General features: G+C 69.3%; 14 protein-coding genes and 1 pseudogene. 11 read left to right on the forward strand and 4 right to left on the reverse strand.

All coding sequences use genetic code 11. The features are described 5' to 3' along the window. The first annotated feature begins 2 nt into the window (after window positions 1-2). Window positions 3-1,586: an ABC transporter substrate-binding protein gene (locus ACFVWD_RS02140; protein WP_389593395.1), complete on the forward strand. Its 1,584-nt coding sequence runs from the start codon at window positions 3-5 to the stop codon at window positions 1,584-1,586. 116 nt (window positions 1,587-1,702) lie between these two features. Here ACFVWD_RS02140 and ACFVWD_RS02145 read toward each other — a convergent pair whose 3' ends face one another. Both ACFVWD_RS02145 and ACFVWD_RS02150 read right to left on the reverse strand, forming a co-directional pair. After that, on the reverse strand, window positions 1,703-2,377 hold the full coding sequence (locus ACFVWD_RS02145) for a response regulator transcription factor (RefSeq protein ID WP_075027695.1): 675 nt from the start codon (window positions 2,375-2,377) through the stop codon (window positions 1,703-1,705). 63 nt (window positions 2,378-2,440) lie between these two features. After that, window positions 2,441-3,448 (reverse strand): RecB family exonuclease, encoded by a 1,008-nt coding sequence (locus ACFVWD_RS02150; RefSeq protein ID WP_389593397.1) that lies wholly within the window; start codon window positions 3,446-3,448, stop codon window positions 2,441-2,443. A gap of 187 nt (window positions 3,449-3,635) precedes the next feature. Between ACFVWD_RS02150 and ACFVWD_RS02155 the strand changes: the two genes are divergently transcribed. The 3 genes from ACFVWD_RS02155 to ACFVWD_RS02165 all read left to right on the forward strand — a co-directional run bounded on the left by ACFVWD_RS02155 (window position 3,636) and on the right by ACFVWD_RS02165 (window position 7,049). Further along, a complete protein-coding gene (locus tag ACFVWD_RS02155) occupies window positions 3,636-5,240 on the forward strand; it encodes a site-2 protease family protein (protein ID WP_389593398.1) in 1,605 nt (534 codons plus the stop codon). Window positions 5,241-5,301: 61 nt separating this feature from the next. Next, entirely contained in the window at window positions 5,302-6,204 is a 903-nt protein-coding gene (locus tag ACFVWD_RS02160) for a tRNA (adenine-N1)-methyltransferase (RefSeq protein ID WP_101406100.1), read from the forward strand. A gap of 266 nt (window positions 6,205-6,470) precedes the next feature. Beyond that, a complete protein-coding gene (locus ACFVWD_RS02165) occupies window positions 6,471-7,049 on the forward strand; it encodes a hypothetical protein (RefSeq protein WP_389593400.1) in 579 nt (192 codons plus the stop codon). A gap of 48 nt (window positions 7,050-7,097) precedes the next feature. Here ACFVWD_RS02165 and ACFVWD_RS02170 read toward each other — a convergent pair whose 3' ends face one another. Further along, window positions 7,098-7,403, reverse strand: coding sequence for a ferredoxin (locus tag ACFVWD_RS02170; protein WP_389593402.1), 306 nt, complete (start codon window positions 7,401-7,403; stop codon window positions 7,098-7,100). Window positions 7,404-7,656: 253 nt separating this feature from the next. Between ACFVWD_RS02170 and arc the strand changes: the two genes are divergently transcribed. From arc to prcA, 6 genes and pseudogenes are all read left to right on the forward strand, one after another. Continuing rightward, the gene (gene arc / locus ACFVWD_RS02175) at window positions 7,657-9,423 is read left to right on the forward strand and encodes a proteasome ATPase (RefSeq protein WP_099923559.1); all 1,767 of its coding nucleotides are present in this window, start codon (window positions 7,657-7,659) and stop codon (window positions 9,421-9,423) included. 234 nt (window positions 9,424-9,657) lie between these two features. Further along, window positions 9,658-11,169, forward strand: a complete 1,512-nt coding sequence (gene dop, locus ACFVWD_RS02180; protein WP_343323942.1) for a depupylase/deamidase Dop — start codon at window positions 9,658-9,660, stop codon at window positions 11,167-11,169. Between the two features lie 166 nt (window positions 11,170-11,335). Beyond that, a complete protein-coding gene (locus tag ACFVWD_RS02185) occupies window positions 11,336-11,554 on the forward strand; it encodes a ubiquitin-like protein Pup (RefSeq protein ID WP_060902297.1) in 219 nt (72 codons plus the stop codon). A 215-nt stretch (window positions 11,555-11,769) separates the two neighbouring features. Beyond that, window positions 11,770-11,997 (forward strand): annotated as a pseudogene (locus tag ACFVWD_RS02190) (endonuclease domain-containing protein); the annotation flags it as partial. Then, complete coding sequence (prcB, locus tag ACFVWD_RS02195; RefSeq protein WP_389593404.1) at window positions 11,949-12,794, forward strand: proteasome subunit beta; 846 nt, start codon at window positions 11,949-11,951, stop codon at window positions 12,792-12,794. The pseudogene ACFVWD_RS02190 and the gene prcB, both read left to right, overlap by 49 nt. A gap of 58 nt (window positions 12,795-12,852) precedes the next feature. Next, complete coding sequence (gene prcA / locus ACFVWD_RS02200) at window positions 12,853-13,599, forward strand: proteasome subunit alpha (RefSeq protein WP_168507546.1); 747 nt, start codon at window positions 12,853-12,855, stop codon at window positions 13,597-13,599. Between the two features lie 196 nt (window positions 13,600-13,795). Here prcA and ACFVWD_RS02205 read toward each other — a convergent pair whose 3' ends face one another. Continuing rightward, window positions 13,796-14,812 (reverse strand): LacI family DNA-binding transcriptional regulator, encoded by a 1,017-nt coding sequence (locus ACFVWD_RS02205; RefSeq protein WP_389593405.1) that lies wholly within the window; start codon window positions 14,810-14,812, stop codon window positions 13,796-13,798. A 124-nt stretch (window positions 14,813-14,936) separates the two neighbouring features. On the opposite strand from ACFVWD_RS02205, the gene ACFVWD_RS02210 reads away from it, so the two are divergent. Further along, window positions 14,937-16,196 (forward strand): MFS transporter, encoded by a 1,260-nt coding sequence (locus ACFVWD_RS02210; RefSeq protein ID WP_389593406.1) that lies wholly within the window; start codon window positions 14,937-14,939, stop codon window positions 16,194-16,196. The last annotated feature ends 1 nt before the right edge of the window (window position 16,197 follow it).

Genomic DNA, 16,197 nt, shown 5'->3' on the forward strand with positions numbered 1-16,197 from the left:
TCGTGAACATGCGCAACCAGTGGCCAGTCCTGTCCGTCGCGACGGGGCTGGCCGCCGGCCTGCTCGCCGGATGCGGCTCGCAGACGAGCGACCCCGGCAGCACCGGCTCCTCCCTGGTGATGGGGATGTCCGACGACGTCCTGGCCACCGACCCGGCATCCGGCTACGACCCGGGGTCCTGGCTGCTGTTCAACAACGTCTTCCAGTCGTTGCTGAGCTTCCCCGACGGCGGTACGGAGCCGGTTCCCGAGGCGGCCAAGGAGTGCGCGTTCTCGGACGCCACGACCAAGGTCTACAAGTGCACGCTCCAGGACGGCCTGAAGTTCAGCAACGGTGACGCCCTCACCTCCGAGGACGTCAAATTCTCCTTCGACCGCATGCTGAAGATCGACGACGCCTCCGGTCCGGCCGTCATGTTCCCCATGCTCGACACGGTCCAGACCCCGGACGCGAAGACCGTCGTCTTCAGGCTGAAGTACGCCGACGCCACCTTCCCCAGCAAGATCGCCTCCGGCGCCGGCTCGATCGTGGACCACCGGCAGTACGCGGACAACGGGCTGCGCAAGGACGACCAGGCGGTCGGCTCGGGCCCGTACAAGCTGGACTCCTTCGGCAAGGACCAGGCCGTCTTCTCGGTCAACGACAGCTACAAGGGCACCGCCAAGGTGAAGAACTCCGGCATCACGCTGAAGTTCTTCCACGGCGACCAGACCGCCCTGAAGAAGGCGCTGCTGAACCACCAGGTCGACATCGCCTACCGAGGTCTCGCCGCCGACGACATCGCGGACATCAGCAACGACACCTCCACCGGCAGGGGCGTCAACGTCGTCGAGGGCACCAGCGCCGAAGTCCAGCACATGGTCTTCAACATGGACGACCCGGTCGCCGGCAAGCTCGGCGTGCGCAAGGCCATCGCCTATCTGCTCGACCGCGAGGCCCTGCTCAACAAGGTCTACGAGGACACCGCGACGCCGCTGTACTCGATCGTCCCGGCCGGTGTCACCGGCCACAACACGGCCTTCTTCGACCGCTACGGCGCCCGCCCCTCGAAGACGAAGGCCGCCGCCGCGCTCCGGGCCGAGGGCATCACCGGCAAGGTCAAGCTCACGCTCTGGTCGACCCCCTCGCGCTACGGCCCCGCCACCGACCAGGAGTTCAGGGCGATCGCCCAGCAGCTCAACGCCAGCGGGCTGTTCGACGCGACCGTGAAGTCCGTCGCGTACGACCAGTACGAGAAGGACATCGCCAAGGGCAAGTACGGCGTGTACGTGAAGGGCTGGGTGCCCGACTACCCGGACCCCGACAACTTCACGGCCCCCTTCTTCGGCAAGGGCAACGTGCTGAGCAACCACTACACGAACAGCACGATCACCGGTCGGCTCATCCCGAAGACGGCCGCCCAGAGCGACCGCTCCTCGACCGACACCGAGTACGGCAAGATCCAGGACATCGTGGCCGAGGAGCTCCCGGTCATCCCGATCTGGCAGGCCAAGCAGTACGCGATCGTGCGGGACAACGTCTACGGCCTGGAGTACTGCCTCGACGCCTCGACGGTGTTCCGCTTCTGGGACATCAGCAAGGACTGACTCCAGCACCGCCGGTACGAACGCCGAGGGCGCCCTCTTCGTGGAAGGGGGCGCCCTCGGTCGTGCTCCTGGGACCCTCGGTCGAGCACCTGGGGGAGTGGACGGCGTATCGGGGGTTACTGCTGTGCGCCCGGGCGCACCAACCCGCTCTCGTACGCGTACACCGCGGCCTGCACCCGGTCGCGCAGCCCCAACTTGGTGAGCACATGGCCCACATGCGTCTTGACGGTGGTCTCGCTGACGAACAGGTCGGCGGCGATCTCCGCGTTCGACAGGCCGCGCGCCACCAGCTTCAGCACCTCGACCTCCCGCTCGGTCAGGGTGTGCAGCGTGTCGGGCACCGGCTCGTCGCCGGACGGCAGATGACCCGCGTACTTGTCGAGAAGCCGACGGGTGATGCTCGGCGCGAGCATCGCCTCGCCCGCGGCGACCACCCGGATCGCCTGCACCAGCTCATTGGCCGGCGCGTCCTTGAGGAGGAAGCCGCTGGCCCCGGCGCGCAGCGCCTCCACCACGTACTCGTCGAGGTCGAAGGTCGTCAGGACGAGCACCTTGGCCGGTCCGTCCCGCCCCGGCCCGGTGATCTGCCGGGTCGCCTCCACCCCGTCCATCCTCGGCATACGGATGTCCATCAGAACCACATCGGGCTGCAGCGCACGTACCTGATCGAGTGCCTGGAGACCGTCACCGGCCTCGCCGACGACCGCGATGTCCTGCTCCGCCTCCAGAATCATCCGGAAGCCGGTACGCAGCAGCGGCTGGTCGTCGACCAGTAGGACGCGGATGGCCACGTAAGTCTCCTTGAGGTCTGTCCGGCGGACCAGGCCGGAGCTGAGCAACGCGCCGGACAGGCCCTAATCCCGCCCCATTCTGCCCTGCTCGCTGACGCCTGACTCCGGCGCCCTGACCGGCAGCGGGTAGGGCGGTGGAGTACCGCCGAATTCCGGACATACCGCTTGATGGTCGCACCAGCCGCAGAGCTTGGTGGGCCTCGGTCGCCAGTCGCCCGTCTCGGTGGCCTGCCGGATCGCCTCCCACAGGGCGAGCAGCTTGCGCTCGACCCGCTCCAGGTCCTCGATCATCGGGTCGTACGTCACCACGTCGCCGCTGCCGAGGTAGACGAGCTGGAGCCGGCGCGGGACCACCTGCTTCAGCCGCCACACCACCAGGGCGTAGAACTTCATCTGGAACAGCGCACCCTCGGCGTATTCCGGCCGCGGCGCCTTGCCCGTCTTGTAGTCGACGATCCGGACCTCGCCCGTCGGGGCCACGTCGACGCGGTCGATGATGCCGCGCAGCTTCAGCCCGGAGTCGAGCCGGGCCTCGACGGCCAGCTCCCGCTCGGCGGGCTCCAGCCGCGTCGGGTCCTCAAGACTGAACCAGCGCTCCACCAGCTGCTCGGCCTCGCCCAGCCAGCGCGTCAACCGCTCGCCCTCGGGATCGTCGGCGAACAGCTCCACGACCTCCGGCCGCGTCTCGCGCAGCCGGTCCCACTGTCCCGGAATGAGCGACTTGGCGCGCGGAGCCGTCCGCTCCGCCGCCGGGGCGTCGAAGAGGCGCTCCAGCACCGCGTGGACCAGCGTGCCGCGGGTGGCCGCCTCGCTCGGCTTCTCGGGGAGTCTGTCGATCACCCGGAACCGGTAGAGCAACGGGCACTGCATGAAGTCGCCGGCCCGTGAGGGCGACAGCGAGCTCGGAGGCAGGGCCGGTCGAGCCGCGGGAACCGCCGACACGTCCGTCGCCTCGGCCGTGACGGCTTCGGCCACGGCAGCCTCGGCCACGGCAGCCTCGGCCGTGACGGCTTCGGCCGCGTCGGCTTCGGTCGGCTCGGGCGGCACGGCGCCCCCGTTGCTGGTTTCCATGTCCACAGACCTTACGGCCCGCCACTGACAGTGAGTGCGCAGTAGGGGCTTGTGCGCGCTTGTGCGACGGAGCGGAAAACAGAGGGGGTGCCGGGGCGGAACGCGTCGCGACGGACGCATACCATCGACCCAGACCCTCCTGCTTCGCATGATCGGGAGCGGGAGACGCTTCGAACGAGGGGACATCGTGGACGAGAGCGGCGGGAGCGGGCAGCCGCGGTCCGGCACCGACGAAGCGACCGAGCGCCACGGGGAGCAGCGGGACCCCTCGGCCCCGGCCGCGGATGCCACGCGTCCCGGACCGGAGCGCTCCGAGCACCCCACCCGGCCGACACCACCCACGACCCCGGGCACCCCCGAGGCAGCCCCGTCCCCCCACGACTCCGCCCGCGAGGCCGCGACGCACGGCGACTCCTCGAGCGGGGCCGAGGACGGGGCCGAGGTGCCCGGCGATTCCTCGGACCGGGCCGAGGCACCCGCCGGTTCCGGTTCCCCTTCCGATTCCTCGGACGAGGCCGACGCGCGCCACGGCTCCTCCGCCGGAAGCCACCCGCACCCCGAGCCCGAACACCCCCGAACCCTGGCCCACTCCGCGACCGGCACCGGTACCGGCAAGGCGCAGCCCCCGCGACGCGGCCGGGAACCCGGTGGCGGGCTGCTGATGGGGCGGCCGTTCGGTGTGCCCGTGTACGTGGCGCCCAGCTGGTTCCTCGTGGCCGCGCTGATCACCTGGGTGTTCGGCGGCCAGCTCGACCGCGTGCTCCCCGAACTCGGCGCCCTGCGCTACCTCGTGTCCCTCTTCTTCGCGGTCGCCTTCTACGCCTCCGTCCTCGTCCACGAGCTGGCCCACACGGTCGCCGCCCTGCGCTTCAAACTGCCGGTGCGCCGGATCCAGCTGCAGTTCTTCGGCGGCGTCTCGGAGATCGAGAAGGAGGCCGAGACCCCGGGCCGGGAGTTCGTACTGTCCTTCGTCGGACCACTGCTCTCCCTCGTCCTCTCGGGCCTCTTCTACCTCGCCATGCTGGCCGTCGAGCCCGGCACGGTCCCCGGCGTGCTGCTGGCCGGCCTGATGATCTCCAACCTGATCGTGGCCGCCTTCAACCTGCTCCCCGGCCTGCCCCTGGACGGCGGCCGCATGCTCCGCGCGGTCGTCTGGAAGATCACCGGCAAGCCGATGAGCGGCACGATCGCCGCCGCCTGGGTCGGCCGCGCCCTCGCCGTCTCCGTACTGATCGGCCTGCCCCTGCTCACCCAGTCCGGAGCGCTCGGCGCCACCCAGGACAACATCGGCGGCATGGACACCGTCACCGACGCCCTGCTCGCCGCGATCCTCGCCGCGATCATCTGGACCGGCGCCGGCAACAGCCTCCGCATGGCCCGTCTGCGCGAACACCTGCCCGAGCTGCGCGCCCGCTCACTCACCCGGCGCGCGGTCCCGGTCGAGACCAGCACCCCGCTCTCGGAGGCGCTGCGCCGCGCCAACGACGCGGGCGCCCGCGCCCTGGTCGTCGTCGACGCCAACGGCGAACCGCTCTCCCTCGTCCGCGAGGCCGCCATCGTCGGCGTACCGGAGCACCGCCGCCCCTGGGTCGCCGTCAGCGGCCTCGCCCAGGACCTCACCGACGGCATGCGCGTCTCCGCGGAACTCGCCGGCGAGGCCCTCCTGGACACTCTTCGTGCCACCCCGGCGACCGAGTACCTGGTGGTGGAGGACTCGGGCGAGATCTACGGAGTCCTGTCGGCGGCGGACGTCGAGCGAGCCTTCGTCAAGGCGATGGCCCGCCCGTCCTGAGTTGTACGCCCCCCGCCCGAACGTGGTCGGCGCCCCGCGCAGGGACCGGTAGGCTGGTCACATGTCCGAACCGACCGGTGCCGCCCGCAGGCGCGGGCCCTTCAAGGTCGGGGACCAGGTTCAGCTGACCGACCCCAAGGGCCGCCACTACACGTTCACGCTCGAGGCCGGGAAGAACTTCCACACCCACAAGGGTTCCTTCCCCCACGACGAGCTGATCGGCGCTCCCGAGGGCAGCGTTGTCCGCACCACGGGGAACGTCGCCTATCTCGCGCTGCGCCCCCTGCTCCCCGACTACGTCCTGTCCATGCCCCGCGGCGCCGCCGTGGTCTACCCCAAGGACGCGGGGCAGATCCTGGCCTTCGCCGACATCTTCCCCGGCGCGCGCGTCGTGGAAGCGGGCGTGGGCTCCGGCTCGCTCAGCAGCTTCCTGCTGCGCGCCATCGGCGACCAGGGCATGCTCCACTCCTACGAGCGTCGCGAGGACTTCGCGGAGATCGCCCAGCAGAACGTGGAGCGCTACTTCGGCGGCCCGCACCCCGCCTGGCAGCTCACCGTCGGCGACCTCCAGGACAATCTGTCCGACACCGACGTCGACCGTGTCATCCTCGACATGCTCGCCCCTTGGGAGTGCCTGGAGGCCGTCTCCAAGGCGCTGGTCCCCGGCGGCATCCTGTGCTGCTACGTCGCCACCACCACCCAGCTCGCGCGGACCGTCGAGTCCATCCGCGAGATCGGCTCCTTCAACGAGCCGTCCGCGTGGGAGTCGATGATCCGCAACTGGCACGTCGAGGGCCTGGCGGTCCGCCCGGACCACCGGATGATCGGACACACCGGCTTCCTGCTCACCGCCCGCCGTCTCGCGGACGGTGTCGAGCCGCCCATGCGTCGCCGCCGCCCGGCCAAGGGCGCGTACGGCGACGACTACACCGGTCCGAACGCCGACGGCGGCTCAGGCCGCTGACCCGACCGGCGCTCGCGCCGTCGACGTACTCAACGGACCACACCTGTGGCCGAGTTCCCGGAAGCACTCCGGAGCTCGGCCGCAGCGCGTTCCCGTACGTGGGCCGCGGGACAGGCGGACAACTCCGCCGCAAGCCCTTTCCGTTGGCCCGCCGCCATGACACGCCGCCAGAAGTCCGGACCCCGCCGTTCCACCCCACTGTGACGTGTGGCACCATGCTGGCCACCCCACCCCCACCGTCACGGCCCTCCCAGGAGACGCTCCTAGTGCAGCAATCCGTCGTCCCGGAACTGGCACACACCCACACCCGCCCCATCCACTGGCTCGCCACGGCCACCGCCCTGGCCGGAGTCGTCGCCCTCTCCTCGGTCCTCCAGCCCGGCTCCGCGACGGCGGCTCAGCCCGGCCCCGGGGCCAAGTCCGTCCCGGCCGCGACGGCGCCCCCGGACCCCGCGCGCGTCACGTTCCCGATCGACTGCGGGCCCGTCAAGGTCCTCGTGCAGAAGAAGGCGTCCGGAGACCTCGACGGCGACGGCAGCCCGGAGACGGTGGCCGTGGTCCGCTGCGACGCGGGCATCGGCACCCCGCCCAACGGCGTCTACGTCATCACCCAGGGCGGGTCGGGAGCCAAGAAGCCCCGCGTCGTGGCCACCCTGGTCGACCCGAAGGACCGCCTCAGCGTCACCGACTTCGCGGTGCGTGACGGCGCCGTCACGGCGACCCTGCTCGGCTACTCCTCTGCCGACGTGCCGAGTTGCTGCCCGGACGTGAAGGAGCAGGCCAAGTGGCAGTGGAAGAACGGCACGTTCATCCGCTCGACACCCTCCGGGGCCCGGAACGCATGAGAAGCGTGTGAGAAAAGAGACACGTGTTGACGCGGAGTGCCCTTGGGGTCACTCCGCGTCGGGGCCGTAGACCTCGACCCTGTCCGAAACTCGACGTACGTGGATGCAGTCGCCCGGGCACTCCTTCGCGGAGTCGGCGACATCCCGCAGAAGCGTCAGCGGTACGGGCGTTGTGGCGCCTGGGGCCTGCAGGAGCTCGTCGTCGGCGCTCTTCACATAGGCCAGGCCGTCGATGTCGAGCTCGAAGACCTCCGGCGCGTACTGGGCGCAGATGCCGTCTCCGGTGCAGAGATCCTGGTCGATCCAGACCTCGAGAGCCTCGCCGCCGCTTGGGGCCTCCTGCTGCACGGTCATTTCTCCTGCCGTTTCCTGCGTCGAGCGATCCGCAGACTGGGGAATCGGGCCAGCTCTGACGGGTGTTGAACACGTCGACCCTACCTCCGCCCGCTTCCCGACCGTGTTCGGTGGGTATTCCCCTGGCGTGAGGGAGAGCGCAAGGGTGAAGATCGGACACACCCCGACAGTCTTTGTGATCTAGGGGTTTCAATCGACACCCACCCAGGTAGGGTCTGGAAGCGTCCAGCTCCCCTTGGAGGAGGTGAGGACCGTGGCAGCCCACGACGACGACATGAACCGCGGCATCCGCCCGGGACGAGGGTCCGATGACCCTGCCGGGCAGGTTGCCTACCTTGAGCAGGAGATCGCCGTCCTGCGACGCAAGCTCGCCGACTCTCCGCGGCACACGAGGATTCTCGAAGAGCGGATCGTCGAGCTGCAGACCAACCTGGCCGGCGTGTCCGCACAGAACGAGCGGCTCGCCAACACGCTCCGTGAGGCCCGCGACCAGATCGTGGCCCTCAAGGAAGAGGTCGACCGGCTGGCACAGCCACCGGCCGGCTTCGGTGTCTTCCTCGTGGCGAACGAGGACGGCACGGCGGACATCTTCACCGGGGGCCGCAAGCTCCGGGTGAACGTCAGCCCCAGCGTGGAGCTCGAGGAGCTCAGGCGCGGCCAGGAAGTGATGCTCAACGAAGCCCTCAACGTGGTCGAGGCCATGGAGTACGAGAGCGTCGGCGACATCGTCACCCTCAAGGAGATCCTCGAGGACGGCGAACGCGCCCTCGTGGTGGGGCACACCGACGAGGAACGGGTGGTACGGCTCGCCGAGCCGCTGCTGGACGTCACCATCCGTCCCGGAGACGCCCTGCTTCTCGAACCCCGTTCCGGCTATGTCTACGAAGTTGTCCCCAAGAGCGAGGTCGAGGAGCTCGTCCTCGAAGAGGTCCCGGACATCGGCTACGAGCAGATCGGCGGCCTGGGAAACCAGATCGAACTGATCCGCGACGCGGTCGAGCTCCCTTACCTCTACCCCGACCTCTTCAAGGAGCACGAACTGCGGCCGCCCAAGGGTGTGCTGCTCTACGGGCCTCCTGGATGCGGCAAGACGCTCATCGCCAAGGCGGTCGCCAACTCGCTCGCCAAGAAGGTCGCCGAGGTCACCGGCCAGGCCACCGGCAAGAGCTTCTTCCTGAACATCAAGGGCCCCGAGCTCCTGAACAAGTACGTCGGCGAGACCGAGCGGCAGATCCGCCTCGTCTTCCAGCGTGCTCGTGAGAAGGCCAGTGAGGGCACCCCCGTCATCGTCTTCTTCGACGAGATGGAGTCCCTCTTCCGCACCCGTGGATCGGGCGTCAGCTCGGACGTGGAGAACACCATCGTCCCCCAGCTGCTCGCCGAGATCGACGGCGTGGAAGGCCTGGAGAACGTGGTCGTGATCGGCGCCTCGAACCGCGAGGACATGATCGACCCCGCGATCCTGCGCCCCGGACGACTCGATGTGAAGATCAAGATCGAGCGCCCGGACGCCGAGGCCGCCAAGGACATCTTCGCCAAGTACCTCACACAACGCCTCCCGCTGCACTCCGACGACCTCGGTGAGCACGGCGGGGACCGGGCGGCCACCGTCCACGGCATGATCCAGACCGCCGTGGAGCAGATGTACGCCGAATCCGAGGAGAACCGCTTCCTCGAGGTCACCTACGCCAACGGCGACAAGGAAGTCCTGTACTTCAAGGACTTCAATTCCGGCGCCATGATCGAGAACATCGTCGGCCGCGCCAAGAAGGCAGCGATCAAGGCCTTCCTCGAGCAGAACCAGAAGGGCCTTCGGGTCTCCCACCTCCTCCAGGCGTGCGTGGACGAGTTCAAGGAGAACGAGGACCTGCCGAACACCACCAACCCGGACGACTGGGCCCGAATCTCCGGAAAGAAGGGCGAACGGATCGTGTACATCCGTACGCTCGTCACTGGAAAGCAGGGCGCGGACACCGGACGCTCCATCGACACGGTGGCGAACACCGGGCAGTACCTGTAAAAGCCAGGGCGGCTGCGGGTGCCCTCCACGGGTACCCGCAGCCGACTGCTTTCCGGGGCACGGCTGGAGCAGAGCAATGACGCAAATGATCTCCCCACCAGCGCAGAGGCGTTCTAGGCTCTTTCGTACCGCCGAGTCGCGCGTTGCGGGGACGGGCACCGCACACGCACCGGAGCACCAGCGGTACTTGAGCAGCGCCTCCGACCGAGGGCGCTGCCGGGCAAGGAGGGCCGCATGACCGTACGGCGAGTAATGGGCATCGAGACGGAGTACGGGATCTCCGTCCCCGGCCACCCCAACGCCAATGCCATGCTCACCTCGTCCCAGATCGTCAACGCGTACGCGGCGGCGATGCACCGGGCGCGCCGCGCCCGCTGGGATTTCGAGGAGGAGAACCCGCTGCGGGACGCGCGAGGCTTCGACCTCGCCCGCGAGGCCGCCGACTCCAGCCAGCTCACCGACGAGGACATCGGCCTGGCCAATGTCATCCTCACCAATGGCGCACGGCTGTACGTGGACCACGCGCACCCGGAGTACAGCGCTCCCGAGGTCACCAACCCGTGGGACGCCGTCCTGTGGGACAAGGCCGGCGAGCGCATCATGGCGGAGGCCGCGGAGCGCGCGGCCCAGCTCCCCGGCGCCCAGCCGATCCACCTCTACAAGAACAACACCGACAACAAGGGCGCCTCGTACGGCACGCACGAGAACTACCTGATGAAGCGGGAGACCCCCTTCTCGGACATCGTGCGCCACCTCACGCCGTTCTTCGTCTCACGCCAGGTCGTCACCGGAGCGGGCCGCGTCGGTATCGGCCAGGACGGGCACGAGCACGGCTTCCAGCTCAGTCAGCGCGCGGACTACTTCGAGGTCGAGGTGGGCCTCGAGACCACGCTCAAGCGCCCCATCATCAACACCCGCGACGAGCCGCACGCGGACGCCGAGAAGTACCGCAGGCTGCACGTGATCATCGGTGACGCGAACCTGTCGGAGATCTCGACCTATCTCAAGCTCGGCACGACCGCCCTGGTCCTGTCCATGATCGAGGACGGCTTCATCGCCGTCGACCTCGCCGTCGACCAGCCGGTGCGCACGCTGCACCAGGTCTCGCACGACCCCACGCTGAAGCGGCTCGTCACGCTGCGCAGCGGACGCACGCTGACCGCGGTGCAGCTCCAGATGGAGTACTTCGAGCTGTCGCGCAAATACGTGGAGGAACGGTTCGGGGCGGACGCCGACGACCAGACCAAGGACGTCCTGGCCCGCTGGGAGGACACGCTCAACCGCCTGGAGAACGACCCGATGAGCCTCTCGGGGGAGCTCGACTGGGTGGCCAAGCGGGAGCTCATGGAGGGCTACCGGCGCCGTGACGGCCTCGACTGGGACGCGGCACGGCTGCACCTGGTCGACCTCCAGTACGCCGACGTACGGGCCGAGAAGGGCCTGTACAACCGTCTGGCGGCGCGCGGCAAGATGAAGCGGCTCCTGGACGAGCGGGACGTCGAGCGGGCCCGTACGAAGCCTCCGGAGGACACCCGTGCGTACTTCCGCGGGCGCTGTCTGGAGCAGTACGCGGACGATGTGGCGGCGGCCTCCTGGGACTCGGTGATCTTCGATCTGCCGGGCCGGGACTCGCTCCAGCGCGTCCCAACCCTGGAGCCGCTTCGCGGAACGCGTAATCACGTCAAGGAGCTCCTCGACCGCTGTCGCACGGCGGAAGACCTGGTCAGGGTCCTGTCAGGCGGCTGACCGGGCCGCCAGGGGCGCCGGAGCCCGGGCGGCACAACGGGGTGGAAAGACGCGACGTCCGGGAATCATCGAGGTGGCTCCCGCACGTTGTAGCAACTGCGGGGCCGATGTCGGACCCTGCTTGTAGGGTCTGATCAAGAACGTCGAACCGAGCGGGGTGAGGGTTATGGCGACCAAGGACACCGGCGGCGGACAGCAGAAGGCGACGCGTTCCACCGAGGAGGTCGAGGAGCAGGCGCAGGACGCGCAGGTATCGGACGACCTCAAGGAACGCCAGGAAAAGCTGAGCGACGACGTCGACTCGGTTCTGGACGAGATCGACGATGTCCTCGAGGAGAACGCCGAGGACTTCGTGCGTTCCTTCGTTCAGAAGGGTGGCCAGTAGGCCGCTTTTCCCTTCGATTCGAAGGTCTTACTCGGAGGCGACTGAGCGCCGGAAGGGCTGGGCGTGAAGTGCTGCTCGCGGTGACGGGAAACCGGGCCGCGGGCAGCCTTCGTCGGCGGTGCCCGGCGCTCGTAGGGGTGCCGCCTTTTCATGGGGCTGTGCGTGATCAAAGGGCTCCGTGAGAGCAAAGGGCTCCGTGAGATCAAAGCGGCTCCGCGTCATCAAGGGGGCCCTGCGGGATCGGTTTGAAAGGTCCCGCAGTTCATGTGGATCACCGCCATTGGACGGGTAGGGTCCGTGGCGTACCGTGCTTCAACTGCAATTCGGCCATCGGCAAGTTGGGAGATGATCCCGACGCTGTTCGTCGGGCTGCCGCCTACTTGGAAGGATCCCCGTGGAAGCCAACACTCGTAGCACCGGGCGTCTACCGGCTGCCTTCCTGACGCCCGGGTCGTCGTCCTTCATGGACTTCCTGTCCGAGCACCAGCCGGAGATGCTGCCGGGCAAGCGGCAGCTGCCGCCCGTCCAGGGCGTGATCGAGGCCCCGCACGGCACGACCATCGTCGCCGTCACGTTCCCCGGCGGAGTGGTCCTCGCCGGCGACCGCCGGGCCACCATGGGCAACATGATCGCTCAGCGCGACATCGAGAAGGTCTTCCCGGCCGACGAGTACTCGGCGGTGGGCATCGCCGGTACGGCCGGTCTGGCCGTCGAGATGGTCAAGCTGTTCCAGCTGGAGCTGGAGCACTTCGAGAAGGTGGAGGGCACCACGCTCTCCCTGGAGGGCAAGGCGAACCGGCTCTCCACCATGATCCGTTCCAACCTCGGCATGGCCATGCAGGGCCTCGCCGTGGTCCCTCTCTTCGCGGGTTACGACGTGGACCGCGACAAGGGCCGCATCTTCTCCTACGACGTCACCGGCGGCCGCTCCGAGGAGCAGGGCTACGCCTCCACCGGCTCCGGCTCGATCTTCGCGCGCGGTGCCATGAAGAAGCTCTACCGCGACGACCTGACCGAAGAGCAGGCCACGACCCTCGTCATCCAGGCGCTGTACGACGCGGCCGACGACGACTCGGCGACCGGTGGTCCCGACGTCGCCCGCCGGATCTACCCGATCGTCACCGTGATCACCGAGGACGGCTTCCGCAGGCTCACCGACGACGAGTCCTCCGAGATCGCCCGCGCGATCCTGGAGCGGCGTCTGGAGCAGCCGGACGGTCCGCGGGCCCCGCTCCTCTGAGCCCGGCTCTTTTTGCCAAGGTGACCCAGTGACTTCGACAGAAAGGGACGGATAACCGGTGTCGACGCCGTTCTATGTCTCACCCCAGCAGGCCATGGCCGACCGGGCGGAGTACGCCCGTAAGGGCATCGCCCGCGGTCGCAGCCTCGTTGTGCTGCAGTACGCCGACGGCATTGTGTTCGTCGGCGAGAACCCGTCCCGTGCGCTGCACAAGTTCAGCGAGATCTACGACCGGATCGGCTTCGCGGCCGCCGGCAAGTACAACGAATACGAGAATCTGCGGATCGGTGGTGTGCGCTATGCCGATCTGCGGGGTTACACCTATGACCGTGACGACGTGACCGCTCGGGGTCTGGCGAATGTGTACGCGCAGACGCTGGGCACGATCTTCTCCTCGGCCGCCGAGAAGCCTTACGAGGTGGAGCTCGTTGTCGCCGAGGTGGGGGAGACCCCCGAAGGCGACCAGATCTATCGGCTGCCGCACGACGGGTCCATCGTGGACGAACACGGGTCCGTCGCGGTGGGTGGCAATGCCGAGCAGATCAGCAGCTATCTGGACCAGCGCCACCAGGACGGGATGTCGCTGGCGGAGGCGCTGAAGCTGGCCGTGCAGTCGCTGTCGCGGGAGCCGAACGGGGGCGAGCGGGAGATCCCCGCGGAGCGCCTGGAGGTCGCGGTCCTGGACCGTACGCGTCCGCAGCAGCGCAAGTTCAAGCGGATCGTCGGGCGTCAGCTGGGCCGACTGCTGGAGGAGGGTGGCGCGGAGACCGCCACGGAGGCCGAGGACGCCGAAGACGAGGAGTGACCGTTGGTCTTCGCCCTGCCTGCCGGGTGCCGGTGGGTGGGGCGGGGCCGTGCCGGTACATCCAGCCCGTCGCCGCCGGATCAGACGTTGCCCCATGGGGAGCCGTTTCCAGATCCGGACGTAAGCGACGGGCTTTGGATGTACCGGCACGGCCCCTTTCGTGCGTCGGCGGCTGCGGGTGCACGGGGCGAGCGGTCTACGGGGAGCTTGGTGGGGCTGTGGAGCCTCGTACGACCAGGTGTACCGGGATGTCGCCCACGGGGGGTGTTCGGCCGTCCAGGACGGCCAGGAGGGCTTCCATGCCGCGTTCGCCGAAGCGTTCCGCGTCCAGGCGGACGGTGGTGAGCTCCGGGTCGATGGCCTGGGCCAGTGCCAGGTCGTCCAGGCCTGTGATGGAGAGGTCCTCGGGGATGCGCAGGCCCAGGCGGCGGGCCGCCTTGTAGGCGCCTGCCGCCAGTTTGTCGTCGTCGCAGACCAGGGCGGTGGGGCGGGGGCCGGGGGCGGCGAGCGCCGTCTCCGCGACGGACAGGGCGTCCTCGAAGGAGATCGGGGCCCGGGCGGTGTCCAGGTGTGTGCCGGGGACCTTGTCCAGCTGTGCGGTGAGTTCCCGGGCGCGTACCTCGAAGGTCCAGGACGGGATGTCCGCCGCCAGATGGAGGAAACGGCGGTGGCCCAGGGACAGGAGGTGCTCGGCCACCTGTCGTACGCCGTCCTTGATGTCGAGGTTGACGGTCGCCGCGCCGAGGCTGCCCTCCGGGTCGCTGTCGAGCATCACCAGGGGGAGCTGGTCGCCCCGGATGGCGGTCAGGGCGTCCGCGGCCATGGAGGAGGCGATGACACCGTCCAGGGCGGCCGCCGCGGAGCCGAACGGGTCACGGGCGGGGCCGATGCCCTCGGGGGAGGGGTACAGGACCACGCCGAAACCGTGGTCCGCCGCGACGCGGGCCGCGCCGGTGTAGACGCCCGCGAAGAACTCGGTGGTCAGTGCGGGGACCACCAGGAGGACCGTACGGGTGCGGCCCAGGCGGAGGTTGCGGGCGGCCAGGTTCGGGCGGTAGCCGAGCTCCTGGGCGGCCTCGCGGACGCGTTCCGCGGTCGCCTCGGAGACCCGGCCGCGCCACTTGTCGCCCAGCACCAGGGAGACCGCGGCCTGGGACACCCCGGCGGCCTGGGCGACGTCACGGCTCGTCGGGCGGGTGCTACCTCGTGCCACCGGCGACCTGCTCTTTCGTCTGGACTCGCGGACTGGGCACATGGTACGTATGACACAGGGCGTTATACGTAAAACCTCGTGTGCATGACCAGTCGGACGTCACGCGTTACCGGAAGGGCATGACATGGCCGCGGGATACCTGGAGATCCTCAGGGCGAGGCACGCCGCACGGCTGCTCGCCGGCACGCTGACCGGGCGGCTGCCGAACGCCATCGCCGCCATCGCCGTCGTGCTCTTCGTCCGTGCGGAGGGCGGGACGTACAGCCTGGCCGGTGCGCTCGCCGCCGTGTACGGGGTGGGCAACGCCGTGGGGCAGCCGCTGCTCGGGCGGCTCGTGGATCTGTACGGGCAGCCCCGCGTCCAGCTGCCGGCCGCGCTCGTCTCGGCCCTCGGGATGGGCGTCTTCGCCTTCTCGGGCACCGACCCGCTGCCGGTGGCGTATGTCTCGATGGTCGTCGCCGGGCTCTTCACGCCGCCCCTGGAGGGCGGTCTGCGGGCGTTGTGGCCCTCCGTGCTGCGCCGGGAGGAGCAGGTGCACACCGCGTACGCGATGGACGCCGTGGCGCAGGAAGTCATGTTCACCGTCGGACCCTTGCTCCTGACCCTGTGCGCTTCGCTCTGGTCCGCCCGGGCGGCGCTGCTGATCCTGAACGTCGTCGGGGTGCTGGGCGCCCTCTCCGTGGTCCTCTCGCCGCCCTCGCGCGCGTGGCGTTCGGCGCCGCGCGAGGCGCACTGGCTCGGCGCGTTGCGCTCACCCGGGCTGCTGGCGCTGCTCGGCGCGTTCCTGTTCGTGGGGATCGCGCTCGGCTCGATCACCGTCGCCGCGGTGTCGTACGCCGACGACCATGGCGGCGACGCGGTGTACGGCTGGCTGATGGCGGCCGTGGGGCTCGGGGCCCTCGTCGGTGGGACGGCTTACGGGGCGCGGCGGTGGAGCGGCGCGCCCGAGCGGCGACTGCGGGGGCTGGTCGCCCTTCTGGCGGTGTGTTACCTGCCACTCGTGCTGATGCCGGGCGCGGTCGCGATGACGGCCCTCGCGGCGCTCGCCGGGGTCTTCCTGGCGCCCTGCATCGCCTGCGCTTTCATCATCGTCGACCGGCACGCGCCGAGGGGCACCGTCACCGAGGCGTTCTCCTGGCTTGTGACGACGTTCACCGTGGGAGCGTCGGTCGGAACGGGCCTGGCGGGCCCGGTCGTCGAGTGGGGCGGGGCGGTGTGGGGCTTCGCCCTGCCGGGCGCCGCGGGTGCCGCCGCGCTGGTGGTTCTGCTGGCCACGGGGCGGGTCCTCGCAGCTACCGGGGACGGTGCGGTCGTTGCGGTCTCATCGGAAAATGATCCAAACCGTGCCGTCGAACCCCGTTTCAGCTCGGGGGATCGGGCGTAAT

This window comes from Streptomyces sp. NPDC058086, from assembly GCF_042885015.1.
In the GTDB taxonomy this organism is placed as follows: domain Bacteria; phylum Actinomycetota; class Actinomycetes; order Streptomycetales; family Streptomycetaceae; genus Streptomyces.

What these genes read in the sequence shown, in the direction of transcription:
- dop (WP_343323942.1), top strand. Translation starts at nt 9,658, where the DNA reads ATGACCGTACGGCGAGTAATGGGCATCGAGACGGAGTACGGGATCTCC.
- ACFVWD_RS02150 (WP_389593397.1), bottom strand. Translation starts at nt 3,448, where the DNA reads ATGGAAACCAGCAACGGGGGCGCCGTGCCGCCCGAGCCGACCGAAGCC.
- ACFVWD_RS02170 (WP_389593402.1), bottom strand. Translation starts at nt 7,403, where the DNA reads ATGACCGTGCAGCAGGAGGCCCCAAGCGGCGGCGAGGCTCTCGAGGTC.
- ACFVWD_RS02210 (WP_389593406.1), top strand. Translation starts at nt 14,937, where the DNA reads ATGGCCGCGGGATACCTGGAGATCCTCAGGGCGAGGCACGCCGCACGG.
- ACFVWD_RS02160 (WP_101406100.1), top strand. Translation starts at nt 5,302, where the DNA reads ATGTCCGAACCGACCGGTGCCGCCCGCAGGCGCGGGCCCTTCAAGGTC.
- ACFVWD_RS02185 (WP_060902297.1), top strand. Translation starts at nt 11,336, where the DNA reads ATGGCGACCAAGGACACCGGCGGCGGACAGCAGAAGGCGACGCGTTCC.